Origin of the sequence: Streptomyces sp. NPDC028722 (assembly GCF_040637655.1) — a bacterium.
Classification (GTDB): domain Bacteria; phylum Actinomycetota; class Actinomycetes; order Streptomycetales; family Streptomycetaceae; genus Streptomyces.
This window is the reverse complement of record NZ_JBEZWU010000007.1, coordinates 1-23,793: the sequence shown is the minus strand read 5'-3', so window position 1 is coordinate 23,793 and position 23,793 is coordinate 1. Positions and strand designations below refer to the sequence as shown.

The following is a 23,793-nucleotide window of genomic DNA, read 5'->3' as shown; positions in this document are numbered from 1 at the left end:
CTTTTCTGGTCCGTTCGCCCGTGCGGGGGTTCGGGCCACCTGAAAGCCGCAACCGCACTGGCGAAATTTGTACGAATATGACTATGTGTCAATAACGGGGAAATAGACGGCGGCGACGCGGTCGAGCGGAGAGAGGGGCAGGCATGGCTTCACAGCAGCGACGGGACCGGTCCCGGCGGCTGGCCGTGGTCGCGGCGGCGGTCGCCGCGGCGGTCGTCCTGGCGACCGGACCCCGGTCCGCGGTGGGGGCGGTGTGGGTCACCGGCCCTCCCGCGCCCGCCCCGACGACCCCGGGCACCACCACACCGACGGCACCGGCACGGGCGACTCCACCGGTCGTCCCGCTCGCACCGGCGGCCCCACAGGCCACCGCGCAGCCCACTCCGACGTGGCAGGGCGTCCCGCAGGCCGCACCGGCCACGCCGGTACCGATGAGGGCGGCCCCGCCGTTCGGGGCCTTCCTGGACTCCGGGGCCCGCGGCGTCGCCCGGATGGCCGAGCTGAGCCACTGGCTCGGCGGGACCGAGCTGAAGGTCGCCCACACCTATCTGCCCGGCGGCCGCTGGCAGGACATCGAGGGCCCACCCGGCTTCCTGGACGTCTGGGCGCACTGGCGGCGCGAGCAGGCCGACCGCACCCTCGTCCTCAACGTGCCGATGCAGGAACGCAACGAGGAGAACCTCCCCGACTCCGAGGTGCGGCGGCTGCTGGGGCAGGCCGCGGCCGGTGCGTTCGACCGTCACTTCAGGGCCTTGGCCGAGCAGTTGGTACGGCTGAAGGTGCCGGACACGGTCATCGTGCTCGGCTGGGAGATGAACGGCACCACCTACACCCATCGCTGCGGACCGGACCCCCAGGCCTGGAAGACGTACTGGAACAGGATCGTCACCACCATGCGCGCGGTGCCGGGCCAGGCTTTCCGGTTCGACTTCACGCCGAGCCGCGGTCGGGACGCCGTGCCCTGGACCGAGTGCTACCCGGGGGACGGCACGGTCGACATCATCGGCATGGATTCCTACGACCAGCCGAGTGGAATGTCGTTCGACCAACAGGTGAAGGAGCCCTTCGGCCTCCAGCGGCACGTGGAATTCGCGAAATTGCACGGCAAGCCCATCTCCTATCCGGAATGGGGCCTGTTCCGAAACGGTGACAACGCCGAGTACATGCGGCGTATGCTCGCCTGGATCGACGAACACCGGCCGCTGTACAACGCGCTGACCGACTACTGCCCGCACGGTGTGTGGCAGTGCTCGCAGAACCCCCGCTCGTCGCGGATCTACCGGACCACCCTGTACGGCCGCACCGACCAGCCGGCCCCGGCGCCCGCACCGACCCCCGTCCCCAGGCCCACGCCCACCACCGAGCCCACGGCCGGCTGCTCGCCGCTGGAGCTCGGCGACTGGGTCGAGCACTGGCTCGGCGGAAAGCTCTGCGTCCGCTCCGACTGGTGGTCGCGGAGCCGCTAGCCCTGCCCGCGTGATCGCCACCGGTGCAGCACCTCCCTGCTCCGCTGCCGGGCGGTCGCGTCGCACAACGCGGCTGTCAGCAGCGGGGCGGTGCGCCGCCGGGCCATGAGGAACCGCTGGTTGACGACCCGTTCGGGCCGCCAGTGGCGCTTGTACGGCTCGTCGCCGCGCAGCAGGCTCAGCGTGCCGGCCAGGCCGCCGCCGCAGTGTTCGGCGGACGCGTCCAGCAGCATCACCGCCACGTCCGCCTTCCGCTGCCTGAGGCTCGGATGGGCGCCGTAGAGGTAGCCCCCGGTCACGCTGCGCGAGAGCAGGGTCAGGTCGACGGCCACCACCTCCTCGCCGATCCGGAACTCGGTGACCACCGCGTTGCCCGAGCGCACCATCGGGCCCACCGAGCGCACCAGATGCTCCTGGAACCGGGGCCGAAGATGCTCACCGGTCACCTTCCGCCCCTGCCACTGGAGGCGGTGCAGCTCCAGCAGGAGGCCGAGCGCCGCCTCCACCTCCTCCGGGCCCACGGCCCGCCGCCACACCCCCAGCGCGGCCAGCTTGCGCAGCTGGGCCCGCGCCCGCTGGCCGGACTTGGCCGACGGCAGCCGGGCGATCAGCTCGCCCATGGGCACGGCGGGCAGCTCCAGGCACAGCGAGTCGCGGACCACGCGGCGCGGCCCGCTCCAGCGGTCGTACACCCGCTCGACCGCCCCGCCCGGGCGCACCTCCCGGAAATCCACCAGCGCCGTGCGGGCCGCGTCCGCGAGCGCCTCGGTGAGCGCACCGGCGGCCCGGCCGTCGTCGGTGTCGTCCAGCAGGACGTCCGTGTAGTCGGAGATCCCCCCGCCGAGCGGCACCAGCGCGGGCAGCGGCCGGTTCACCAGCATCAGCGGCGCGGCGGCCACCAGGTCGCGGCCGGCCCGCACCACCAGCAGCCGGAGCCGGCCGGGCCGGCCGTACGACAGCCACCACGAGTGCAGCCAGGCATGGGTCTGGAACGGGGTCGCGGCGGCGCACCGCTCGTACAACCGCCCCCAGGCCGGGGTCATGGCCGCGAAGGCGGCCTCGTCGGTGACCACCTCCACGGTGAGGACGGCGGGTGCGGTGCGCGTCCTGTACGTCGCGGTCACAGCTGGCCGTGCGCGTCGGCGGCGACGGCCGGGCCGGGCACCGAGGCCGGGCGCACCGTCTCGTCCTCCGGCCGGCGCCTCGGCCGGACCAGCAGCGCCAGGGCGCCGAGCAGCCCGCCCGCGCTCGCTCCCACCAGCCCGGTCACCTCGGCGGAGGCCGAACCCGGCTCGCCCGGCGTCACCGCCCGGGAGAACTGGAGCAGCCCGACGTGCGTGCCGGCCTTGGCGGCGTCGGCGTGCCGGATGAGGGCGTGGGCGACCGCGTTGGCCATGTCGGCGGCCTGGGACGGGCGGGCGGAGACGGCGGAGATGGCCACCATCGGGGCGTCCGGCGACGTCGCGGTGCGCACGCCGGCGCGCAGGGTACGCACCGGCACCCCGGCCTCCACCTGCGCGTCGCCGATGACCGCGAGCTGGGTGGCGACCCGGCCGTAGGCCTGGGCGAAACCGAGCGCGGTGACGGTGTCGGACCGCTCCGTGGGGACGGCGATGACATAGCTGGTCGCCGTGTACTCCGGGGTCTTCAGCACGCCGTACCCGCCGCCCAGCAGTCCGCCCACGAGGACGCCGGCCGCCACCAGCGCCCAGGACGGCAGCGCGCGGACGCGGGACAGACGGGAGGAGCGGTCGTGCCGGGTGTGGTTGTCGGTCATGAGGAGCTGACCTCCTGAGGGGAGCGGGACTTCGGGACCGTGCGGGCGAGCGTCGCCGTGTAGACGTCCATGAGCCGGGCGGCACTGCGGGTGATGCAGTAGTGGCGGGCCGCCTCCGGCGCGGTGCGCGGGCCCGGTCCGGCGGCACGGACCCCGGCGAGCGCACGGGCGTAGGCATCGGCGTCACAGGGGACGCGCAGCGCGTCCGGAGCGGCGCCGGGCGGCAGGTCGTCCAGGGCCGGGCAGGAGGTGTAGCGGACCGGCAGCCCGGCCGCGAGCGCCTCCACGACCGCGAGGCCGAACGCCTCCTCGGGCGAAGGAGCGGCGAGCACGTCCATCGCCGAGGCCAGCGCGGGCAGACCGGGCCCGGACGAGCCGTCGGGCAGATACGGCCGCTCGCCGGCGAACAGCACCCGGTCCGCGACCCCCGCCGCCCGCGCGCGCTCCCTCAGCGCGCGTTCCTCCGCTCCGCCGCCGACCAGCAGCAGCCGGCAGTCGTCCGGCAGTGCGGCCAGGGCGCGGACGACGACGTCGAAACGCTTGCCGGCGACGAGCCGGCCGATGCCGCCGATGACGAAGGCGTCCTCGGGCAGGCCGAGCTGCCGGCGGGTGCGCCGGCGGGCCACCGGGTCGAAGGCGAAACGTTCCAGGTCGATGCCGTTGGGCACGACCGCGATGCGTGGCCCCGGCACACCCCAGCGGGTCAGCCGGGCGGCGACCGTGGGCGACACGGCGACGGTGGACCGGCCCAGCCGCTCGCCCAGCAGATACAGCGCCTGCACGCCCGCGGTGAGCGGCCGGCCCTCCATCTGCGAGTCCCCGAGGGAGTGCTCGGTGGCGACGACCGCCCGCACCCCGGCCAGCCGGGCGGCGATCCGCCCGTACAGGCAGGCCCGGTAGAGGTGGGTGTGCACGAGGTCGTACCGGCCGCGCCGGACGATCCGGGTCAGCCGGGGCAGCGCGCCCAGGTCGCGGTTGCCGGTCATGCCCAGGTGCAGCACCCGGACCCCGTCGGCCGCCAGCCCGTCGGCCACCGCACCGGGGCTGGTCAGCGTCACCACGTCGCACTCGACGGGCAGATGGCGGAGCAGCAGCCGCAGTTGCTGCTCCGCGCCGCCCACCCCGAGCCCGGTGATGACGTGCAGCGCCCTCACCGCAGCCCCTCGACCGGCCGCCGCCGCAACTGGTGCAGCCGGTACTTCAGGAACAGGTGTACGGCGGTGTCGTTCTGTCCGACGTACACACGCGGCAGGACGTGCGGGCCGGTCAGCCCGCCGGGGTCGATGGCGCAGGCGTAGCCGTAACCGGCCCGCCGTACGGCGTCCACGGCACGCCGGTCGACCGTGCCGTACGGGTAGCAGAAGCCGCTCACCGGCACACCGGTCAGCTCCTCCAGCGCGGCCCGGCTGCCGGCGGTCTCCGCCGCCAGCAGCGCGTCGTCGGCCCGGGTCAGATCGACGTGGGTGAGGCCGTGCGAGCCGATCTCGACGCCCGCCGCGGCGGCCCGCCGGATGCCGTCGGCGGTCAGCAGCGGCTTGCGTGGTCCCCGTGGATCCCAGGCGTTGTCGCCGCCGAGCCGGCCGGGCAGCACGAACAGGGTGGCCGTGCACTCCCGGCGCGCCAGCACGGGCAGGGCGTGGGCGACGAAGTCGGCGTACCCGTCGTCGAAGGTGAGACCCACCAGGTCCCGCCCCTCACCCCGGGCCCGGGCGGCGAGCAGCTCGCCCACGGACACTCCGCGCAGCCCCTGCCCGCGCAGCCAGCGCAGCTGCCGGTCCAGCCGGCCGGGGGTGACGGTGATGCGGTACGGGTCGTCGGAACAGTCGCCGACCGAGTGGTACATGGCGATCCACGGGACCGGGCCGGTGCCGGCGGTGGCCCGGGTCGCCGCGCGGGCGAACTCAACGGAAGACGGCATGAGCGAGCCTCCGGGTGTGCGTGCGTACGGAACGGAGAGCGGATGCCGGACCGCGGGCGTCCAGACCCAGGCCGAGCACGACGAACACGACGGTCACCGTGGTGGTGCCGGCCACGAGCCCGGCGAACGGGGCCGGGAACAGGCCCGACGCGAAGGCGCCGGCCACGGCCGCCGCCCCCGCCGCCCACACCGGCCGCCCCAGCCCGCGCAGCACGGACCCGGTGCGGATGGGCACGCTCCGGCGGCGCATGCCGGCGAGCAGCAGGACGGCGGTCAGCGTGATGCCGGCGGCGTTGGCGGCGGCGATACCGGTGACCCCCCAGGACCGGACCGTGCAGGCGCCGACGCCGCAGGTCATGACGATCCCGGCGATCATCGCAGTCATCGGGTACCAGGTGACGCGGCCCGCCGAGAAGTAGGAGCGGACCAGGACACCGGTCAGGGTCTGGCCGAGCAACCCGAGTGCGTAGACCCGCATCACCCCGGCGGTCGCCGCGGTGTCCTGGGCCGTGAAGGCACCCCGTTGGAACAGCAGCCCGATCAGCTGCGGCGCGCACGCCACGACCACCGCGGCGCCGAGCAGCACCAGGCGGGCGGCCAGCGCCACATCCCGCTCCACCCGGTCCCGGGCCCGCTCGGTGTCCCCGTCGGCCAGGGCCCGCGCCACCACCGGGAACGTGACCGTGCACAGCATCATCGACAGGGTCATCGGGATCTGCGCGACCTTCTGCGCGTAGTTCAAGTGGCTGATGGCACCGGCGGGCAGGCCCGAGGCGAGGAACCGCTCGATCAGTACCTGCGACTGCCGGCACAGCGCGAACAGCAGCACGGTGGCCAGCAACCGCACGCCCATCGGCTGTGCGGTGCTCACGGCCCCGACGTCCGCCCTCCCCGGGCGGTGGCGCAACTCCCGCACCAGCGACGGCAGCTGCACCAGCACCATGAGGCAGCCGCCCGCCGCGACCCCGAACGCGGCCGAACGCACGCCCCAGCGGGTACCGAACGCGTACATCGCCGTCACGATGCCGACGTTGTACGCGATGTAGATCGCGGCCGGTGCCAGGAAGCGGCGGTGCGCCCGGAGCACCGCGCTGGAGTATCCGGCGAGGCCGAAGCTGAGCACGCAGGTCGCGGTGAGCCGGGTGCAGTCCACGGCGAGCCCCGGATCGGACAGGCCCGGGGCGAGCACCTCGACGAACTGCGGCGCCGCCAGCGCGAGCAGCGCCCCGACCGTCGCGAACGACAGCGCCAGCCGGGGCAGGGTGGCGGCGACCAGCGACCGCACGGGGTCCCCCGTGGCGCCCTGGGCGCGGCACGCCAGGGCCCGGCTGAACGCCGGGATCAGGACGAACGCCAGCCCGTCCTCGATGAGCAGCGTGGCCGCGAACTCCGGCACGGTCCACGCGACCAGGAAGGCGTCCGTGTCCTGCCCGGCCCCGAACAACCGCGCCAGCGACTGGTCCCGCACCAGCCCGAGCACCGACGCCGCGATGGACAGCGACGCGGTGACGAGCGTCGCCCTGGCGAGGAACCTGCGGGTGGGGTGGGGGAGGCCGGAGGGCGGGGGGGTGGTTCCCTCGGGCGGCACGGGTGCGGGCGCGTGCGTCGGTCCGGGGGCCGGCGACGGCGGGGGCAGTGGGTCCGGCGGGGCCGGCGGGGCCGGCACGGGGTCCGCCGGGGCCGTGGGCGGGCCCACTGCCGCGGTGGGACGCGCCGGGTGGGGCACGGCCGACCGCGCCATCGGCAGGGCGGTCCTGCCACCACCGGCCTCCGACATGACCGCGGGTCTGGACACGCCCCCGGTCCCGGAACCGGTCCCCACGTCGGGCGTCACCGTGGGCCTCTGCGCCGTACCGGCTCTCGGCCAGGCCGCGGCCCTGGTACGCCCTGCCGGCGCCGTCCCGGCCTCCGTACCCGGTCCCGAACGCGCTGTCGATGTCGGTGCCGGACCGGCCCCCGGCCCGGAGCACGCACCGACCGCCGGGGCGGGAGCCGCACCGGCCTCCGCACCCGGACTCACCACCCTCCCCGGTGCCGGGCCGCTCACCGGGTCGGGACCCGGGCCCCGGCCCGTGCGTGTCGTCGGCTGTTGGGCGGTGGCCGTCTCCGGGTCCGGGGGGCCGCCGGCTGTGGGGGTCGTCATGGTGTCGGCCTCCGCCACTGCGACGGAGTGCGGGGCCGACGGAGCGGTGTCGTCGTCATCGCAGGGCCGCCTCACCCGTCACCGTTCCCCGTCCCGCCGGTACGGCGGTGCGCTCGTCGCAGCCGACCCGGTCGGCGCCGCCCAGAGCCCACCAGGCGACCAGGCCGAAGCACACCGCCGTCAGCACGGTCGACGGGCCGCCGATGTCGGCGTACGCGAAGTCCACGAGCTGCCACACCAGCAGCCCGCAGGCGACCAGGGCGCAGTCCAGGCCCCGGCCGCCGGCCGCGCGGGCTCGCCACAGGCCGTGCAGGGCGCACACCAGCAGGGCGAGCCAGCAGCCCGCCAGGCAGAGCAGCCCGATCAGGCCCTGTTCGCCGAGGACCAGCAGGTACATGTTGTGCGGGGACAACAGCGGCTGCCGGCGGAAGGCGGCGCCCGCGCCCTCCGTGTCGCTGCCCGAGGACAGCCCGAGCGAGGCGTACGCGTCCCGGTACTCGGGGAACCCCTTCAGCCCGACGCCGGTCAGCGGGCGCTCGCGCCACATGTCGCCGACCGCAGCCCACATCGTGTACCGGTCGGTGACCGACTGGTCGGGCGCGTCGGTGACCTGGCCGATGCTGTCGATCCGCTCCTGGAGCATGGCCGTACCCGTCCCGAACCCGCCCACCAGCACCACGCCCACGGCCACCACGGCCGCCCCCACCCGCAGCGCCCGCCGCAGCCCGGACAGCACCAGCTGGACGGTGAGCGTGACCACGGTGGCGATCCAGGCGCCCCGGCTGAAGGACAGGGCGAGGGGGACGGCCAGGGCGAGCGCGCAGCAGACGGCGACCACACGCTCGCGCGCCGCGGTCCGGCCGAGCGCCAGCCCCACCGCGCACACCAGCCCGAAGGCCACCACCGTCGCCATGCCCATCACGTCCGTCACCCCGAAGGTGCCGACCGCCCGGACGTCCTCACCCTGGTAGGAGGCCCCGGTCCCGGTGACGTACTGGTGCACGCCCACCGCCCCCTGCCATCCCGCGAGGGCCACGAACGACCAGGCCAGCAGCCGGAAGTCGTGGCGGTCGCGGACGAGCAGCACGACGGCTGCCGGGACCAGCACGAAGACCTGGAGGTAGCGGCCCAGGCCGGTGATCCCGGCACCGGGTGACACCGCGTGCAGCGCGGCGAGCGCGAACCCGGCCACCGGCAGGCCGAGGACCACCGCGGCGGTCGGGGTGAGCGGGCGGCGGCGCGCCCGCAGCAGGCGGACCGCGCAGGCCACGACGACCAGCGCGGAGAGCGCGTCGGCGGGCCCGGCGCCGCCGTCGCCGCCGGGCGTGACCGGCAGCGCGAGCAGGGCGACCACGGCCACCACCGGCAGCACCGGGGAGAGCCGCACGGGGCGGTCGAGCGGCAGGGCGAGGGCCATCGGTCAGCTCCCCGTCGGACGCACGAGCGCGGCGGCGGTGCGCAGCAGGATGCAGACGTCCTGCCACAGCGACCAGTTGTCGATGTAGGCGTTGTCGAAGCGGGCCCGGTCCTCGATGGAGGTGTCGCCGCGCAGCCCGTTGATCTGGGCGAGCCCGGTGACGCCGGTCTGCATGCGGTGCCGGGCCGCGTAACCCGGGTAGGCCTGGCTGAACTGCGTCACGAAGTAAGGCCGTTCGGGACGCGGGCCGACCAGGCTCATGTCACCCCAGAAGACGTTCCACAGCTGGAGCAGCTCGTCCAGCGAGGTCTGCCGCAGGAACCGGCAGAAAGGGCTCATCCTCCGTTCGCCGGCCACGCTCCACCGGGTGGCCGCCTCGTGCTCGTCGACCGGGCGGTGGGTGCGGAACTTCAGCAGCGTGAAGGGGCGGCCGTCCTTGCCGATGCGCTCCTGCCGGAAGACCACCCCGGGCCCGTCGGTGAGCCGCAGCACCACCGCGCACACCAGCAGCAGGGGACTGACGAGCGCCAGCAGCGTCCCGGACACCAGCACGTCCAGCAGCCGCTTCCCGATGAGCGTCCGCCGCCCCGTGCCCAGGTCCAGGCGGCGCACGGCGAACCCGGCGAGCTGGTCGCGCACCTCGTACGCCGGGGATTCCGCGTCCGCCTCCCAGACCGTGCAGCCCGACTCGGCGAGCGCCCGCAGCAGCGGTTCCTTGTCGGTGCGCGCGGCCGGGTCGACGGTGAGGACGGCCTGTACCCCGTTCTGGACCAGGGCCCGCTCGACCTCGTCGCCAGTGGTGAGCACCGGCAGGCCGCCGGTGCCGTCCGGGTGTTCCGCGACCACGCCCACCGGCCGCACCCCGCAGCGCGGGTGCCTGAGCAGCGCGGCGGCCACCCGTTGCGCGGTCACGGCCGGCCCGATCACCAGGGCGCTGACCGGCCGGCGCAGCAGCGCGGACCGCCGTCTCCAGTGCACCGCGCCCCGGCCCGCGCATGCCGCCGCCGCGTGCGCCGCCCAGCCGAGGAGCAGGGTGTGCAGGGCGAGGGCGCGTTCCGGATCGCGGGCGGCGACCACGGCGGCGAGCGCGAGCCAGATCACCGCGATCCGTCCGCACACCGTGGGCAGTTCATCGAGGATGCCGGGGACCGGCCGGGCGGAGGGCGGGCGCAGCAGCAGCGCGCCGGCCACCAGGACGCCGACGAGCGCGGGCCGGCCGGCGACCTCGTCCAGCGAGACCGCGCCCGCCACCGCGGCGGACAGGTCGGCGGTGAGCAGCGGCAGCGGCGAGGCGGGCCGTGCGGGCGGGCGCCGCAGCGGGAACCGGAAGCTGCCGGCGGCACGGGCCGGGAGGACCGAGACCGGTGAGAATCCGTGGTCCCATGGCTGCGCGCCGGGGGAGGGGACGGTGCTTTCCGCAGTCACGAGTGGGTGGACTCCCTGCGCTCGGAGGACACGGGCCGGGCTGTTCCGCTGTCCGCCACCGGGGCGGGGACGAGGAGTTCGCGGTAGAGGGCCGCGACCCGTCCGGCGGTGTGCCGTACGTCGTGTGTGGACAGGATGTGCCGGCGCCCCTGGGCGCCGAGCGCCGCGCGCAGCGGCGGATCGGACAGGAGACCGGTGACCGCGCCGGCCAGCGCCACCGGATCCTCCGGTGGCACCAGGCAGCGCGCGGCGAGGGCGGGCGGCAGGCTCTCGCGGGCGCCGTCGACGTCGGTGAGTACGACGGGCCGGCCACAGCCCAGCGCCTCCAGCGGGGCGAGCGCCATGCCCTCCCAGCGCGAGGGCAGGACCACCAGGTCCGCGGCCCGGTACCAGGGCACGACGTCGGTGACGGCGCCGGCGAAGTGCACGCCGGGGTGTGCCTGCCGGCGCAGGGCCTCACGGTCCGGGCCGTCGCCGACCAGCACCAGCCGGGCCCGCGGCAGCGCGCGGAGGACGTCCTCCCAGGCGCGCAGCAGCACGTCCTGGCCCTTCTGGCGGCAGAGGCGTCCCACACAGACGACGAGGGGCGCCGCCTCGGTGCCGTCCGCGTCACCGGCCGGGCCTGTGCGGCGCACGTGGCCGGGTACGGGCGGCCCGGGTGCCTTGCTGCCGTCGGGGAGCTGCGGTGGGAGGGAGGGGGCCGCCCCGCCCTCGGGAGGAGCCGGGGAGAAGCGGGTGGTGTCGATGCCGTTCGGGATGACGGTGTACGCGGCGCGCACCCCGGCGCGTACGCCTGTCGTACGCTCCGCCTCGCTCACGCACACCACCCGGTGGGCCCAGCGCGCCCCCCACCGTTCCCAGCGCAGGGCGAGCACCGCGGTGAGTCCGCCGACCGCCGCGAACGACCAGGCGTGCGGCTGGAACACGGTGGGAGTGCGCCCGCGGACGGCGAGCCGCGCGGCGAGCCCGGCCTTGGCGCTGTGCGCGTGCACCAGCGAGGGCCGCACGTCGTCGACCAGACGTGCGAGCCGCCGGACCTCGCCCGGCAGACCGGGGCCCGGGGACCGCCCCGCTCGCCACTGCCGTACGTCGGCGCCCAGGTCCCGTAGATCCGCGGCCAGTTGACCACCGGGGCAGGCCACCGTGACCCGCAGACCTGTCGAGAGCTGGGCCCGCGTCAGGTCGAGCACGACCCGGGCGACCCCGCCGTCGACGGGTTGCGCGAGGTGCAGGACCCGGGGGCGTGGGTCGGATGCTGGCTGGTGCATTCGCGGGTTTCCTCGCTCACCGGGGGGCGCTCGGGACTGCGGTCTGAACGCGTCTCACCACCGGGCGTCCACGGCGACGAGGTGTGCGCCGGCCCACGCCGCGTCCGCGTGGGGAACGAGCCCGAGGGCCGGCCGGTCACCGCGGTGCCGCGGAGCCGGGCCGAGATCGGTCAAGTCGGCTTGGTGTCCGGGCGCGTTGGCGTAGGCCGGAACCTGCCGGGCCCGTACGGCACCCGGTTCGTTGATCGTGGGGTTCGGTACGCCGTCCGTGGGACTCGCGGGGTGGCGGAGTGCGACAGGCGTACGCCGGTGCCCCGCGGAGAACGTGAGCGCGTCACCCGCGCGTCCCCGGTCACCGTCGTACGCCACCGGGCCGACGCGTCCGCCCGTTCCGACTGCCGGCCTGCCCCGCGCGACGGCGAGCCGCGCAACGGTGTACAGCCCTGAACTGCTGTCCGGCATCAGCCGCGTCACGTCGGTGGAGGCATGGAGGGTGTCCGCGCCGGCCCGGGCGGTGGCCGGGACGGACAGGACGGCGAGAGCGAGGGCGCCCGCCGTCGTACACGGCAGCGGACCCAGGAACTTGCGCATGGCCGGCGGTGCCCTTTCGCACGTACTGGAGAGATTCGCAACTCTAGCGACATCTGTACCAATATGGAGAAAACGGGCAACTGTGTCGGAATCGTGTGGGCATCTCTCCTCATGCATCACTCCATTGGCGGCACAACCCCGGGGAGTGCGGCGCGTTGACACAGCGCTGGGCATTCCGCCCGGATGTTGTGCCGATCTCAAGGAGTACCTTCCATGTCGCGTATCGCGAAGGGCCTGGTCCTGACCTCCGCCGCCGTCGCGGCCGTTGCCGGCGGTGCCGGTGTGGCCTCCGCCGACTCCGCCGCGCACGGCGTCGCCGCCAACTCGCCGGGCGTGCTGTCGGGCAACGTCATCCAGGTTCCGGTCCACGTCCCTGTGAATGTCTGCGGCAACACCGTCGACGTCATCGGTCTCCTGAACCCGGCGTTCGCCAACACCTGCGTCAACGACTGACACCGGGACGCAACCCTTCGACCGGCCGGCCGCCCGCGCATCCGTCGCGGCGCGGCCGGCCGGTTCTGTGTTACTCCGGACAGATCACGTTCCGTGTGTGAGCGGTTGCGGCCGGCTCTCGGCGAACTGACGGTGGGCTGAGTCCCACTGTTCACCGAAAGGAACACTCATGCGTGATCTGCCTGCCCGGCGTCTCGCGTCCACCGCTCTCTGCGCGGCCGTCCTGGTCGGCATCATCGGCCCCGTCGCTGTCGCCGCCGACACGGCACATGGACACGGCCACCCCGTGTCCCGGGTGCCCGGCCCGGAGGCGGAAAGGGAGAGGCTGCTCGCCCAGGTGAGGGCCCTCGGCGCCGCCGGTTCCGTCCTCGACCCGGTCGTCGACCTGCTCAACCGGTCGCTGGAGAAGGGCCGACTGCCCGCCGGCGAGGCCAGAAGGCTGGGGGAAGCGGCGAAGAAGGCCATCGCCAAGGCCGCCGAGGACCCCACCCCGGCGACATCAGCGTCCCCCGCGTCCCCCGCTTCGCCCGCGACCCCGGCGAAGTCCGCCACGCCCACGGCTCCCGCATCACCCGCCGAGGTGGTCAAGCCCGCGTCCCCCGCCTCCCCCTCGGCCGCCGCCTCCCCCTCCTCACCGTCGGCCGCTGCCTCGGCCTCGGCCGCCGCCTCTCCGGTGACCGCCGAACCCGCGTCCCCGCAGGCCGGGGAGCCTGCCACCCACGTCAGGGCCGACGACGGCAAGCAGTCCTCGTCCCGCGACCTCACGGACGACGCGCTCTCCGCTCTCCGGACCGCGATCGACAATCTGGTGCAGGCGGTCATCGGCGACCTCGACCAGCTCCTGTCGTCCGCCGACGACGTGGTGTCCGGACTGGAGGACCTGCTCGGGACAACCCTTCTCAGCAGCGACATCCCCGCCCCCGGCATCGACTCCCTACCTTCGCTGCCCGCCCTGCCGTCCCTCCCGGCGACGCCGAGCCTGGCCGCCACCGGCTGACCGGCCTGCCTGCCGGCCGACCGGACGGTCGCCCGCCGACGGGGGCCGGACACTCCCCGCCGGCTCCAAGGGGATCTCATATGTCTTCTCGGCGCGGGGTTTCCGCCCCGGCCGGACCTCGTTAGGCAGGGCGTCACAATCCCCGGGGCGACGTGAGTTGCCGAGGAAAGGAACACCATGAAGTCCCTGAAGGCCGCCGCCGTTGTCGCCGGTTCCGTCGCCCTTGCCGGCGTCGCCGCGCCCGCGTTCGCCTACGACGCCCAGCACCTGCCGCCCATGAGCGTCAACGAAGGGCTCGCCCACGTCGCCGGGCACCCGCCCACCGTCAACGATCTGCTGCCGCTCAAGCACCAGTCGGACGCGCTCGACACCGAGAACAAGGACTCCGTGCTGAGCGGCGTCAAGGGCGCCACCACGAGCCTCAACCGGAAGGGGCTGCTGGGCGGTCTGCCGGTGCGGCACTGACGGCCGCCGCACCGAACGGGCCGGTACCGCACCCGCGGGACCGGCCCTCGGAGTATCTGCCCGGGCCCGGGACCCCGATCGTGTGGAGGGGGCCCCGGGCACTGCTCCGGACGGGTGAGAGCGGCCGGGCAGCCCCGCGACCCCTCGGTACGGTCGCGCCATGACCTCGGTATCGAGCGGAACCCGCCCCTTCCGCACCCCCCGCATCCGCCCCTCGACCGGCCCCCGCCGGCCGGCCAGCGGGAAGACACCGGCCGGGTTCGCGGGTGCCCCGAAGGCCACGAACCGCCTGCCCGCGCGCAGCCTGCGCGCTTGACGGGCCGGCACGCGGGCGCGAGCCGCGGGCTCGCCCTGCTGATCGTGCTCACGGGGGCGGCGGGGGTGTCGGCCTCCTGGGTGATCACCCTGGACAAGTTCAAGCTGTTCCAGGACCCGCACTTCGTCCCCGGGTGCAGCCTGAACCCGGTGCTCTCCTGCGGCAGCGTGATGAAGAGCGACCAGGCCGCCGTCTTCGGGTTCCCCAACCCGATGCTGGGCCTGGTCGCCTACGGCATCGTGCTCTGCGCCGGCGTGAGCCTGCTCGCCGGGGCCCGCTTCCCCGGCTGGTACTGGCTGCTGTTCGAAGCGGGCTGCCTGTTCGGAGTCGGCTTCGTGTCCTGGCTCCAGTTCGAGTCGCTGTACCGGATCAACGCGCTGTGCCTGTGGTGCTGCCTGGCCTGGATCGCGACGATCATCCTGTTCTGGTACGTGACATCCGTCTGCGTGCGCCATGGATTCCTGCCCGCCCCCCACTGGCTCACGGCGTTCTTCGCCGAGTTCACCTGGGTGCTTCCCGTCCTGCACATCGGGGTGGTCGGCATGCTCGTACTGACCCGCTGGTGGGACTTCTGGACGAGCTGACTCTCACGGCACCGGGTCCTTTCCGCCGGTGCCGAGCTGCCCGCTGCCGACGCCGGGTGCCCCCGACGGGCACCGCCGCGGCCGACTCGAACGGACCGTACGCCCCCTGCTCCCGTACTCCCGTACTCCCCGTATGGCTCCTCCGCGGTGACCCCGCGCCCTCCTCGCCGGTTGATCGGGTAGGACATCCGGACCCGGAGGAGGAGCGAGCGATGGTCGTCGGTGTCGGTGGCGTGGTGGCCGGTGCGGAGCAGCAGGCCGGAGCTGGGGCGGGCAGACCCTCGCGGAGGGAGCTGGCGCGGGGGCTGCTCGCCTCCGCCGCCACTCTGGCGCTCGCCCCGGTCGTAGCCGCGTCCCGGCCCACCTCCCCGGCCGGCGGCATCGGGGGCGGTGGCTTCGACGAGACCTACCGGGGCCGCCGCATCCAGGGCGTCCTGATGCCGGCCGCCGGGCCCGGAGCGGTCGGTGGCGACTGGCGGATCACCATCGACAGCCGTCCGCTGCACCTGATGCGCCGGGCCGACGGCACCTGGCTCAGCATGGTCGACCACTACACGTCGTACCGCACGCCCCTGGAGGCCGCCCGGGCGGCCGTCGACGGGCTCGGCCCCGGCCGGCGGCTGCGCGACCTGGCACCGGGACCGGTCGGGGACAGCCGGCCGGGCGACCACACGCACAGGGGAGACCGGCATGGCGTACGTGCGTAAGGACGTCAGCACACTCACCGGCACCGAGCGCCGGCGGTTCGTCGACGCGCTGCTGGAGCTGAAACGGCGCGGGGAGTACGACGAGTTCGTGCGCATGCACATCGACTTCTACACCACCGACGGCGACACCGGCCTGCGCAGCGCTCACATGGCGCCGTCGTTCCTGCCCTGGCACCGCCGGTTCCTGCTGGAGCTGGAGCGGGCGCTGCGCCGCGTCGACTCCTCGGTGACGGTGCCGTACTGGGACTGGACCCGGAACCGCACGTCGGCCTCCGTGCCCTGGACGAGGGACCTCCTCGGCGGCAACGGGAGGCGCTCCGACCAGCAGGTGACCAGCGGTCCGTTCGCCTACTCGGCGGGCCACTGGACTGTCCGCGAGGGCGTCACCGACGGCCGGTTCCTCACCCGGGACCTGGGCCGGGCCGCCGCCCCCATCGAGTTGCCCACCCGCGGTGAACTCCAGGAGGCGCTCGACGACCCCGTGTACGACGCGTGGCCCTGGGACTCCACCGTCCGCAGGGGCTTCCGCAACAAACTGGAGGGCTGGGGGACCGGCTCCGGCAGCGCCTCCTGGCGCAACCACAACCGGGTGCACCGCTGGGTCGGCGGCGTGATGCTCGGCGGCGCGTCCGTGAACGACCCGGTGTTCTGGCTGCACCACGCCTTCGTCGACCTCCAGTGGTACCGCTGGCAACGGACCCACCGCGACCACCGCTACCTGCCGGCCGAGCCGCCACGGGCCACCGACACCCAGCACGGCCGGGTCGTCGCCCGGCACGAGAAGCTTCCGCCGTGGGACGAGACACCGGACCAGCTGGAGGACATGAGCCGGATCTACCGGTACGCGTGAGGTGCCCGCCCGGTGAGGCGGGCACGGGAAGAGCCCCGGCGCTCGGAGTGCCGGGGCTCTTGCCGGGGGTGCCGGTCGGCTCAGCCGCCGTAGCCACCGTCGAGGCCGGTCTTGACGGTCTTGACGGTCTTGGCGGTCTTGGCGGTCTTGGCGGTCTTGCTCTCGTGACCGTTGACGCAGACGTTGCCGAACGCCGGGTTCAGCAGCGCGATGATGTCGACGGTGTTGCCGCAGAGGTTGATCGGCACGTGGACCGGAACCTGGATGACGTTGCCCGACAGGACGCCGGGGGAGCCGACGGCCGCGCCCTCGGCATTGGCGTCGGCCAGGGCCAGCCCGGCCCCGCTGATCACCACGGCACTGGTGCCGAGAGCGACAGCGGCCGCCTTCGCGATGCGAGACATCACGTTCTCCTTTTGGTAGCTCGGATAGCGCGGCGGCAGACCAGCCGCCGCACTGTCCGTTCAACGGCGTCACGCGGGGCTGGTCACGGTGATCAGCCGGGGATCACCCTTTCAACGGCAACAGATCTGCGGCGGACGGGCCGGCGCGGCGTGCACGCGGCTCCGGCGCTGACCGCGAGCACCGGCCCGGGCGGCTCACCTACCCTCCGGCCATGGACAACGACAACCTCCCCGACGCGCGCGAGCGGTCCCGGCAGCTGATCGGACTGCTCGCCGACACCGGCCGGCTGCGCGCCTTCGCCGCGGTGGCGCTCGGCGCCCGGAGCCCCGAAGAGGTCGCCGGGGCTGCCGGTCTCCCGGCGAAGGCCACGGCCCTCGCACTGCTCGGGCTGCGAACAGGGTGCCGTGATCCGGTCGGCACGTGACGGAACCGCCCCGGCCGGAGCCCGGTCGACCCGTCCCCCACGGGACGACCGACGCCACGGCGGTCCACGGTGCTGCCGTCGGTCTCAGCCGGGCAGCCGGCGTACCGGCGAGCCGTCCAGCCAGGCCCGGATGTCCTCCACCGCCTGGCCGTAGTACGTCGTGTAGTTGGCGTGGGAGACATAGCCGAGGTGCGGTGTGGCGAGGAGACGGGGCGCGGTCCGCATCGGGTGGCCGGCGGGCAGCGGCTCAACCTCGAAGACGTCGATGCCGGCGCCCGCGATCCGGCCCTCGTGCAGCGCCGCCAGCAGCGCGTCCTGGTCGACGATCGCCGCGCGCGAGGTGTTGACGAGGTAGGCGGTCGGCTTCATCAGGGCGAGTTCGGCGGTGCCGAGAAGACCGCGGGTACGGTCGCCGAGGGCCAGATGGACGGAAACGAAGTCGCTAGCAGTAAGCAACTCCTCTTTGGAATCCGCGAGTTCCACCCCCACCGCGGCGGCGCGCTCCTCGGTGAGGTGCTGGCTCCACGCGCTCACCCGCATCCCGAACGCGAGCCCGACCTGCGCCACCCGGCCGCCGATCTTCCCGAGCCCGAGCAGACCCAGCCGGCGTCCGTGCAGATCGGCGCCGACGGTCGACTGCCAGGGCCCGTCGCCCCGCAGGGCCGTGCTCTCCTGGACGATGCCCCGGGCGAGACCGAGCAGCAGCGCCCAGGTCAGCTCGACCGGCGGGGTACTGGAACTCGCCGTACCGCACACGGCGACCCCGTGCGCCTCGGCGGCGGCGTAGTCGATGACGCTGTTGCGCATCCCGGAGGCGACCAGCAGCTTCAGCCGGGGGAGACGGGCGATCAGTGAACCGGGGAACGGGACGCGTTCGCGCAGGGTGACGACGATGTCGTAGTCGGCGAGGGCCGCGGCGAGGGTGTCCTCGTCGCCGAGGTGCTCGCGCAGCGAGACGACCTCCACCCGCTCCCCGACCACCGACCAGTCGGCCAACTCGGTGGCCACCCCCTGGAAGTCGTCCAGCACCACACAGCGAAGTCGCACGTCGTCTCCCTCCCGAGCAACGACTCTAACGACTGTCCACGACGGGCCTCACCACAGGTGTGCCGAACGGGCAGTGCCTCCGGGAGCTGCGGCCGGAAGGGGTCGCCTTCCGGTCCGAGATGGCGGATGGCGCCGCTGCGCGAGGCCTTCGTGGACAGACGCGCACCCGCCGTCGTCCGGGGCCGTTCCATGCCGCTCCGCAATCGATGTCCTTGGCTGGCAAGGGTGCCATGGCGTCGGCCGAGCGGATCTGCGACGCGATCGAGGGGTTCACGATCCCCTTCCCATGGCCGGCAGCCGACGAATCCGGACGAACTCCGGCAGGTACACGGCGCGCTGTACGAGGCACATGAGAGCTTCGTACAGCGCGGCTCGCCACTCCCTCGATCCCTCACAGGATCACCTCGTACGCGCACCGGGCGGACCGTCGGCGTGGCACGGGGTCGATTCCGGGGTCGCGGGGCATACGCGGTCGGACCAGGAGGCCCTTCCCCGCGACTGAACGGCACGACCACCGTCTCGGCCCGGCCGCTCCCATGCTGACCTGGGCGAACGGCTGTGGTGAGACGTTCTTCCGTCGATGACGTGAAGGCATATGGAGAATCCGTGTGACCGGGGAACCGTGTGGCCGCCATGGGCCGTCCCCTTCGGCATGTCCACGGCATCCCGCCAGTATGCTCTTCGGGTCTTCCAGCCCTGACCAGCCGACCAGGAGTGCACGATGTTCAAAGCCCGCACGACCACAGGCCTGTCGATCCTCGCGGCCGTCGCGGCCAGCACGCTGCTCCTGGGCTGCTCGTCCTCCGTCGAGGTCAAGAAGTCCACGCCGCCGAAGCTGTCCGCGGACAAGCTTTCCGGCACGCTCTCCGAAAAGCTCGCCGCCGCCACGGGGCAGCCGAAGCCGCACGTCTCCTGCCCCGAGGACCTCGTCGGCAAGGTCGGCACCACCTCGCGCTGCACGCTCACGGCGGACGACGGCAGCACCCTGGGTGTGACGGTCAAGGTCACCTCCGTCAGCGACGGCCGGATCCACTACGACTTCAAGGCCGACGACAAGGCATCCCCGGTGCCTAACTAGCCTTTCCTCAGCACTAGTTGGGTTGGATCCGCCTATTCGGCCCAGGGCGCTACGGTACGAGCGGATCGTTGCGACGGGGGCGTCCGCCACGCCGGCGCCGGACAGCGGCAGACACGGGAGGCAAGGCTGGTGGCAGGCACGGAACCGGGAAGCTCAGCGACGGCACAGCCCGTCGGGATGCGACTGAACCAGATACCGGGCGATCCCGGAGGCTCCCCTGCTCCACCCGGCCTGATCGGCGGTCAGCAGAAGCTCGTCTCCACACCGGCCCAGAAACAGGCCGCCGCCAACGCCATCGAGCAGCACATCCAGCCCGACACCCGTAAAGCCGGAGACCACGCGGACACGGAGACCGACGCGGCGGTCAAGGCCCTCCACGACGGCTGGCACACCTCGGGGGCGCTGAAGAAGGCGCACACGGCCTGGGGACAGCAGGTGACGAACCTGATGAACATGCTCGCCGCGGACAAGGCGGCCCTGCGCAGCACCAACACCACCTTGCAGGGCACGGATGTGCAGGTCGGTTCCCAGACGAACTCGGTGTCGGCGCTCAACGGGTACTGACCGGGCGGTGCCACGCGGCCCGGTCCCGCACCACGGCCGCAACTCGCAGACAGCCGGGCGATGACAACGGGGAACCCATGCCGACTTATCACGAGATCATGACGACCGACCTGTCCGCGCTCACGACCGCCGCGGCGCGCTGGGACGGGATGGCGGAAGAGTTCAACAAGCAGGAGACCGCCTACCGGCGCGACGTCTACGGCATCACCCTGTCTCCGGGCTGGTCGGGGCTGAGCGCGGACGCCGCGAACGGACGCTTCAACGTCACGCTCAAGCAGTTCCAGGCCGCGCAGGTCGAGGCGAAGGCGGTGGCCTCGCTGCTGCGTGAGGCGCACACGGACTTCACGAGCCTCCGCAAGAAACTGGAGTCCGCCCGGGCGGACGCCGTCAAGGCGGGCATGGCGGTCTCCGAGGGAGGCGTGGTCTCGTACGACACCACGAAGCTGTCCGACGGTGAACGCAACGCATTGCACCACGACCCCGACTACCAGCACTCCGTCGGCAAGGCCGTCACCTCCTGGCAGGCGGAGATCGATCGGCTGGTGAAGGAGACGGGCGACACCGACGCCGAGGTCGAGAACGCCCTCACCCGGGTGGTGCTCGACTCCGACCTCAGTGACGGCACGCTCACCGGCTTCAACGGTCACGCCCACGGCGACATCAAGACGTACGAGGACGAGGCCCGGCGAGAGGCCGCCCGGACCCAGCCCGACGGGTGGAAGTCCGAAGGCAAGACCGAGACGTCCGGCCCCGGTGTCGGGGCGAGTGCGACGGGGCCGGACTTCGGATCCGGCAAACTCGGCGAGGCGGAGGCCCACGCCGACCTGGGCAGCGCGAGCGCCGAGGGATCGCTCACCAGGGGGCCGTGGAAACTCGACGGAAAGGCCGAGGCCTACGCCGGCGCCAAGGGCTCCGCCAGCGGCGGCGTCTCGCAGAACGGCGTGGAAGGGAACGCGAGCGCCTTCGCGGGGCTTGAGGGCTCCGCCGAAGGCGGCGTCGGTGCCGGCCCGGTCGGCGTCTCCGCGAAGGCCGAGGGCATGGCGGGGGCCGAGGCGGACGTCGACGCGGGGGTCGGCGGAGAGGGCGTACACCTGGGGGGCGAGGCCTTCGCGGGCGCCAAGGGCGGCGGCGAGATCGGCGCGGACGTCGGAGGGGTCTCGGCGGGCTTCTCCGCCGAGGGCTGGACCGGCCCTGGCGCCGAAGCCAGTCTGGACCTCGGCAAGAACAACGAAGGCGTGTGGAAATTCAGTACCAAGGTGGGTCTCTCTCCCGCCCTCGGTGGTGAGCTGGGCTTCGACTTCAGTGTCGACCCGGGCAAGGTCGCCGACACCGCTGGTGACCTGGCCGGCGCCGTCAGCCATGGTGCGAGTTCGTTCGGGCATGCGGTCACCAGCGTGTTCTGATCCCCCTTTCTACGTGCTCCGAACCGGCGCTCGCGTGGCCCGCCGCCACGGGTGCGCCGTCGGAGGAAGGAAACCCCGGAATGTCGACGACCCTGCCGATCCCGATCCGATTCGACGTGCCGCAAGGCTGGCGAGCCGCGCCCCCGGACGAGGTCGGCGCTCCCGGTGCGGCGTTCGTCGCGGTCCATCTGCCGTCGGACGCCGGCTTCACCGCGAACATCACCGTCGACGGCGAGTACCGCCCCGACCCGGCGACGCTCCCCGAGATCGCCGACGAGTCGGTGGAGGTCATGGGCAGGTCCGTCGCGACGGTCATGGTCACCGACCGCCGGGAGACCGGCTCCGCGGACGCGCCGGGCCTCACACAGACCCTGGCCTTCTCGGTCGTGACCGACCGGCGGTGCCACGACCTCGTCCAGTCGCAGGCGTACTTCTCCATGCTCGACGTCGACGACCCGCACCGGCGGGTCGTGGTCCGTCTGATGTTCACCTCCACCGCGTCCCAGCATCCCGTCCTGCTGGACGACTTCCAGGACCTGGTGCGCAGCGTTCGCCCGGGTGAGGGCGCGACACCGTAGCGGTTCACAGGCAGCGGGCGAGGCTTGTGCCGCCGGCACCGCCCTTCGTAGGTTGACCCCATGGGACTCTTCGACAAGCTGACCGGCACCCAGCACCCGCCAGAGGGGGTGCCGCCGGTCCCGGGGCAGGAACTGCGGTCGGCGCTGCTCGGCCTCAACCAGCCCGAGGTGCCTTACGTCATCCGGTACGGCGGCGGTGAGCAGTGCCACCTGCTGGCGGAGTGGCGGCTGACGGAGCCCGCCTGGCAGCAGATCTTCCTGCAGTCCCAGATCAGTCACGCGGTGCGGATCCGGATGCGGCTGGACCACAAGGAGCGCGAGGTGCGCGCTCTCGAGGAACAGTGGGAGCTCAGCCGGGTCGGAACCCCGACGAGGCTCCAGGTGACATCGGAGTACACGCGCGGACCGAGCCGGACCGTCAGCCGCCAGTGGACCATCGGGCGCGGGGCCGACGGTCACGTCGAAGCGACGGAGACCTTCCGTTTCGACAGCGCCCGGATGCGCGAGCCACTGCGCGACACCGTCCTCAAGTCCGGCTGGACATGGCGGGGAGTGGTCTTCGGCAAGCTGTGAGGCCACCGGCCACGGCGCCCCCTGCCGTGTCGTCACAGCGAGCGGGGTGTCCGGCCGCGCGGTCCAAGGACGACCCCGCGACCGGCGCCGCCGAGGCACTGTACGTACCGGTGAGGTCACTCGATCCCGAGGGGCCCGAAACCCAGATCCTCACGCATGCGACGACGCATCCGAGCCATGGCCGTACGACGCGCTCCTACCAGGGACGCTTCCTCGGCGGAGCCGACCGCCACCCCCCGGGCGTAAGCGTCGCGTATCGCGCGCAGGCCATGGAACGCCTCGTTGCCCGCCGCTACGACCTGCGGCGGACCCACGAGCCAGAGGCGTTCACTGGCTGTGTAGAGGCCGGCGCCACGGACGGCCTCCCTCACGGCCGCGTCACGCGCCGCCTCGGACATGTGATCACCCAAGGCGACGGCCCGCATCTCCTCTCCCGCCGCCTTGAGGGCGGACACGTACTCCGTGTACACCTCGCGCCTCACTTCCCACGCATGCCTGGCCTCCTCCCGCCGCCACCGGTTGCGATCGGCGAGCGAAGTGGCTGTGATGCCGATGACGGCACCGGTCAGTGTGGAGAGAAGCGGCATCCAGTCCATGTGCCGCAGCTTGGCTCGACGAACGCGCCGGCACCAGTGGTTGGCACCGCGGAAAGCGGGCACCGTGGTCCGACCCGGCTCCGCACCATCCCGGCGCAGCATTGCACCCACGACCTCTTCGTTGAGTAGTGGATGAACATTGCCGCGAGAGTCGAGTAGTGGATGAACACTGCCGCGAGAAAGGAGTCGGTGGCGGCGCCTTCGACACGCATTCGGCAGAGGGGCGGACGACGCGTGTCGGCTGAAGCCGCACGCCTGGGGTATCCGCTTGAACATGCTCGCTCTGACTGGCTATCGCTCGTACCACGGGGCAACGACCTTATGGGCCTTCGTCGTTGGCATCCTCATCGTGCTGGTGGCGGGTTGGTACGTCCGACGCCGAAAGTAGGCGCGACGACACCCGCCGGCCTGATTTCTCGGGTCCCCCAGGTCGGCCGCTACGGACGGTTGACCGGGACCTCGTAGACGATCTCGCGGTGAGCGGCGGGAACCACGATGTCAGCCGTCTCCACGGGCCGCCCCTCGTCGCTGTAGTACGTACGCCGGATGTGCGTGACGAGAGCGGCCTTCTGGATGCCCAGGAGCGACGCCTCCCACGCAACTGGCACGCGAGCCCTCGTTCGGTTGTGGCCCCGTACTCGTTGGCCAAGTGCTTACTGATCGTTTCAGAATGAAGTTCGTTGTGGGGCTTGGCGGTTGTGTGTTGGGTCGGCAGGATCTGGTGGGTGTCTGCTGATCTTGTCCCTGA

At 73.1% G+C, this 23,793-nt stretch carries 26 protein-coding genes and 1 pseudogene; 14 read left to right on the top strand and 13 right to left on the bottom strand.

From position 1 onward, the window contains the following. The first annotated feature begins 143 nt into the window (after positions 1-143). Entirely contained in the window at positions 144-1,466 is a 1,323-nt protein-coding gene (locus AB0F03_RS13395) for a glycosyl hydrolase (protein WP_361990094.1), read from the top strand. Here the strand turns inward: AB0F03_RS13395 and AB0F03_RS13390 are convergent. The 9 genes from AB0F03_RS13390 to AB0F03_RS13350 all read right to left on the bottom strand — a co-directional run bounded on the left by AB0F03_RS13390 (position 1,463) and on the right by AB0F03_RS13350 (position 12,005). After that, positions 1,463-2,509 carry a GNAT family N-acetyltransferase gene (locus tag AB0F03_RS13390; RefSeq protein WP_361990821.1) on the bottom strand — a complete coding sequence of 349 codons (1,047 nt, stop codon included), beginning with the start codon at positions 2,507-2,509 and terminating at the stop codon, positions 1,463-1,465. The two genes, AB0F03_RS13395 and AB0F03_RS13390, sit on opposite strands and share 4 nt — an antisense overlap. A gap of 77 nt (positions 2,510-2,586) precedes the next feature. Next, complete coding sequence (locus AB0F03_RS13385; protein ID WP_361990092.1) at positions 2,587-3,243, bottom strand: lipopolysaccharide biosynthesis protein; 657 nt, start codon at positions 3,241-3,243, stop codon at positions 2,587-2,589. Beyond that, positions 3,240-4,397 (bottom strand): glycosyltransferase, encoded by a 1,158-nt coding sequence (locus AB0F03_RS13380; RefSeq protein ID WP_361990089.1) that lies wholly within the window; start codon positions 4,395-4,397, stop codon positions 3,240-3,242. The genes AB0F03_RS13385 and AB0F03_RS13380 overlap by 4 nt, the downstream gene beginning before the upstream one ends. Further along, positions 4,394-5,086, bottom strand: coding sequence for a polysaccharide deacetylase family protein (locus AB0F03_RS13375; protein WP_361990818.1), 693 nt, complete (start codon positions 5,084-5,086; stop codon positions 4,394-4,396). Before AB0F03_RS13375 ends, AB0F03_RS13380 begins: the two co-directional genes overlap by 4 nt. Positions 5,087-5,144: 58 nt before the next feature. After that, positions 5,145-6,749 (bottom strand): lipid II flippase MurJ, encoded by a 1,605-nt coding sequence (locus AB0F03_RS13370; RefSeq protein WP_361990086.1) that lies wholly within the window; start codon positions 6,747-6,749, stop codon positions 5,145-5,147. A gap of 610 nt (positions 6,750-7,359) precedes the next feature. After that, a complete protein-coding gene (locus AB0F03_RS13365; protein ID WP_361990083.1) occupies positions 7,360-8,721 on the bottom strand; it encodes an O-antigen ligase family protein in 1,362 nt (453 codons plus the stop codon). Positions 8,722-8,724: 3 nt separating this feature from the next. After that, complete coding sequence (locus tag AB0F03_RS13360; RefSeq protein WP_361990080.1) at positions 8,725-10,146, bottom strand: exopolysaccharide biosynthesis polyprenyl glycosylphosphotransferase; 1,422 nt, start codon at positions 10,144-10,146, stop codon at positions 8,725-8,727. Continuing rightward, positions 10,143-11,414 (bottom strand): glycosyltransferase family 4 protein, encoded by a 1,272-nt coding sequence (locus tag AB0F03_RS13355; RefSeq protein WP_361990078.1) that lies wholly within the window; start codon positions 11,412-11,414, stop codon positions 10,143-10,145. Before AB0F03_RS13355 ends, AB0F03_RS13360 begins: the two co-directional genes overlap by 4 nt. A 54-nt stretch (positions 11,415-11,468) precedes the next feature. Continuing rightward, complete coding sequence (locus AB0F03_RS13350; protein ID WP_361990075.1) at positions 11,469-12,005, bottom strand: hypothetical protein; 537 nt, start codon at positions 12,003-12,005, stop codon at positions 11,469-11,471. 213 nt (positions 12,006-12,218) lie between these two features. Between AB0F03_RS13350 and AB0F03_RS13345 the strand changes: the two genes are divergently transcribed. The 7 genes from AB0F03_RS13345 (at position 12,219) to AB0F03_RS13315 (ending at position 16,377) form a co-directional block, all read left to right on the top strand. After that, entirely contained in the window at positions 12,219-12,458 is a 240-nt protein-coding gene (locus AB0F03_RS13345; protein WP_361990072.1) for a chaplin, read from the top strand. A gap of 169 nt (positions 12,459-12,627) precedes the next feature. After that, the gene (locus AB0F03_RS13340; protein ID WP_361990069.1) at positions 12,628-13,455 is read left to right on the top strand and encodes a hypothetical protein; all 828 of its coding nucleotides are present in this window, start codon (positions 12,628-12,630) and stop codon (positions 13,453-13,455) included. 177 nt (positions 13,456-13,632) lie between these two features. Beyond that, positions 13,633-13,920, top strand: a complete 288-nt coding sequence (locus AB0F03_RS13335; protein ID WP_361990067.1) for a hypothetical protein — start codon at positions 13,633-13,635, stop codon at positions 13,918-13,920. 160 nt (positions 13,921-14,080) lie between these two features. Then, on the top strand, positions 14,081-14,236 hold the full coding sequence (locus tag AB0F03_RS13330) for a hypothetical protein (RefSeq protein WP_361990064.1): 156 nt from the start codon (positions 14,081-14,083) through the stop codon (positions 14,234-14,236). Continuing rightward, positions 14,233-14,820, top strand: coding sequence for a vitamin K epoxide reductase family protein (locus AB0F03_RS13325; RefSeq protein ID WP_361990061.1), 588 nt, complete (start codon positions 14,233-14,235; stop codon positions 14,818-14,820). Before AB0F03_RS13330 ends, AB0F03_RS13325 begins: the two co-directional genes overlap by 4 nt. Before the next feature lie 212 nt (positions 14,821-15,032). Next, positions 15,033-15,527: a tyrosinase family oxidase copper chaperone gene (locus tag AB0F03_RS13320; RefSeq protein ID WP_361990058.1), complete on the top strand. Its 495-nt coding sequence runs from the start codon at positions 15,033-15,035 to the stop codon at positions 15,525-15,527. Next, positions 15,511-16,377, top strand: coding sequence for a tyrosinase family protein (locus AB0F03_RS13315; protein ID WP_361990056.1), 867 nt, complete (start codon positions 15,511-15,513; stop codon positions 16,375-16,377). The genes AB0F03_RS13320 and AB0F03_RS13315 overlap by 17 nt, the downstream gene beginning before the upstream one ends. Before the next feature lie 80 nt (positions 16,378-16,457). Here the strand turns inward: AB0F03_RS13315 and AB0F03_RS13310 are convergent, their stop codons facing one another. Continuing rightward, entirely contained in the window at positions 16,458-16,781 is a 324-nt protein-coding gene (locus tag AB0F03_RS13310; protein WP_361990053.1) for a chaplin, read from the bottom strand. Positions 16,782-16,993: 212 nt separating this feature from the next. Between AB0F03_RS13310 and AB0F03_RS13305 the strand changes: the two genes are divergently transcribed. Further along, complete coding sequence (locus AB0F03_RS13305; RefSeq protein WP_361990050.1) at positions 16,994-17,206, top strand: hypothetical protein; 213 nt, start codon at positions 16,994-16,996, stop codon at positions 17,204-17,206. Between the two features lie 84 nt (positions 17,207-17,290). On the opposite strand, the gene AB0F03_RS13300 is transcribed toward AB0F03_RS13305, so the two are convergent. Then, positions 17,291-18,253, bottom strand: a complete 963-nt coding sequence (locus tag AB0F03_RS13300) for a D-2-hydroxyacid dehydrogenase family protein (RefSeq protein ID WP_361990047.1) — start codon at positions 18,251-18,253, stop codon at positions 17,291-17,293. A gap of 721 nt (positions 18,254-18,974) precedes the next feature. Here AB0F03_RS13300 and AB0F03_RS13295 point away from each other — a divergent pair. From AB0F03_RS13295 to AB0F03_RS13275, 5 genes are all read left to right on the top strand, one after another. After that, positions 18,975-19,331 (top strand): DUF4333 domain-containing protein, encoded by a 357-nt coding sequence (locus tag AB0F03_RS13295; RefSeq protein ID WP_361990045.1) that lies wholly within the window; start codon positions 18,975-18,977, stop codon positions 19,329-19,331. A gap of 177 nt (positions 19,332-19,508) precedes the next feature. After that, entirely contained in the window at positions 19,509-19,895 is a 387-nt protein-coding gene (locus AB0F03_RS13290) for a hypothetical protein (protein ID WP_361990042.1), read from the top strand. A 98-nt stretch (positions 19,896-19,993) separates the two neighbouring features. Then, positions 19,994-21,298, top strand: coding sequence for a hypothetical protein (locus AB0F03_RS13285; protein WP_361990039.1), 1,305 nt, complete (start codon positions 19,994-19,996; stop codon positions 21,296-21,298). Positions 21,299-21,378: 80 nt separating this feature from the next. After that, positions 21,379-21,876: a hypothetical protein gene (locus tag AB0F03_RS13280; RefSeq protein ID WP_361990036.1), complete on the top strand. Its 498-nt coding sequence runs from the start codon at positions 21,379-21,381 to the stop codon at positions 21,874-21,876. A 60-nt stretch (positions 21,877-21,936) separates the two neighbouring features. Beyond that, on the top strand, positions 21,937-22,449 hold the full coding sequence (locus tag AB0F03_RS13275) for a hypothetical protein (protein ID WP_361990033.1): 513 nt from the start codon (positions 21,937-21,939) through the stop codon (positions 22,447-22,449). A 116-nt stretch (positions 22,450-22,565) separates the two neighbouring features. Here the strand turns inward: AB0F03_RS13275 and AB0F03_RS13270 are convergent, their stop codons facing one another. Continuing rightward, positions 22,566-23,045 carry a hypothetical protein gene (locus tag AB0F03_RS13270; protein WP_361990030.1) on the bottom strand — a complete coding sequence of 160 codons (480 nt, stop codon included), beginning with the start codon at positions 23,043-23,045 and terminating at the stop codon, positions 22,566-22,568. A 437-nt stretch (positions 23,046-23,482) separates the two neighbouring features. Next, positions 23,483-23,668, bottom strand: a pseudogene (locus AB0F03_RS13265) (UTRA domain-containing protein); the annotation flags it as partial. Positions 23,669-23,793 lie beyond the last annotated feature (125 nt).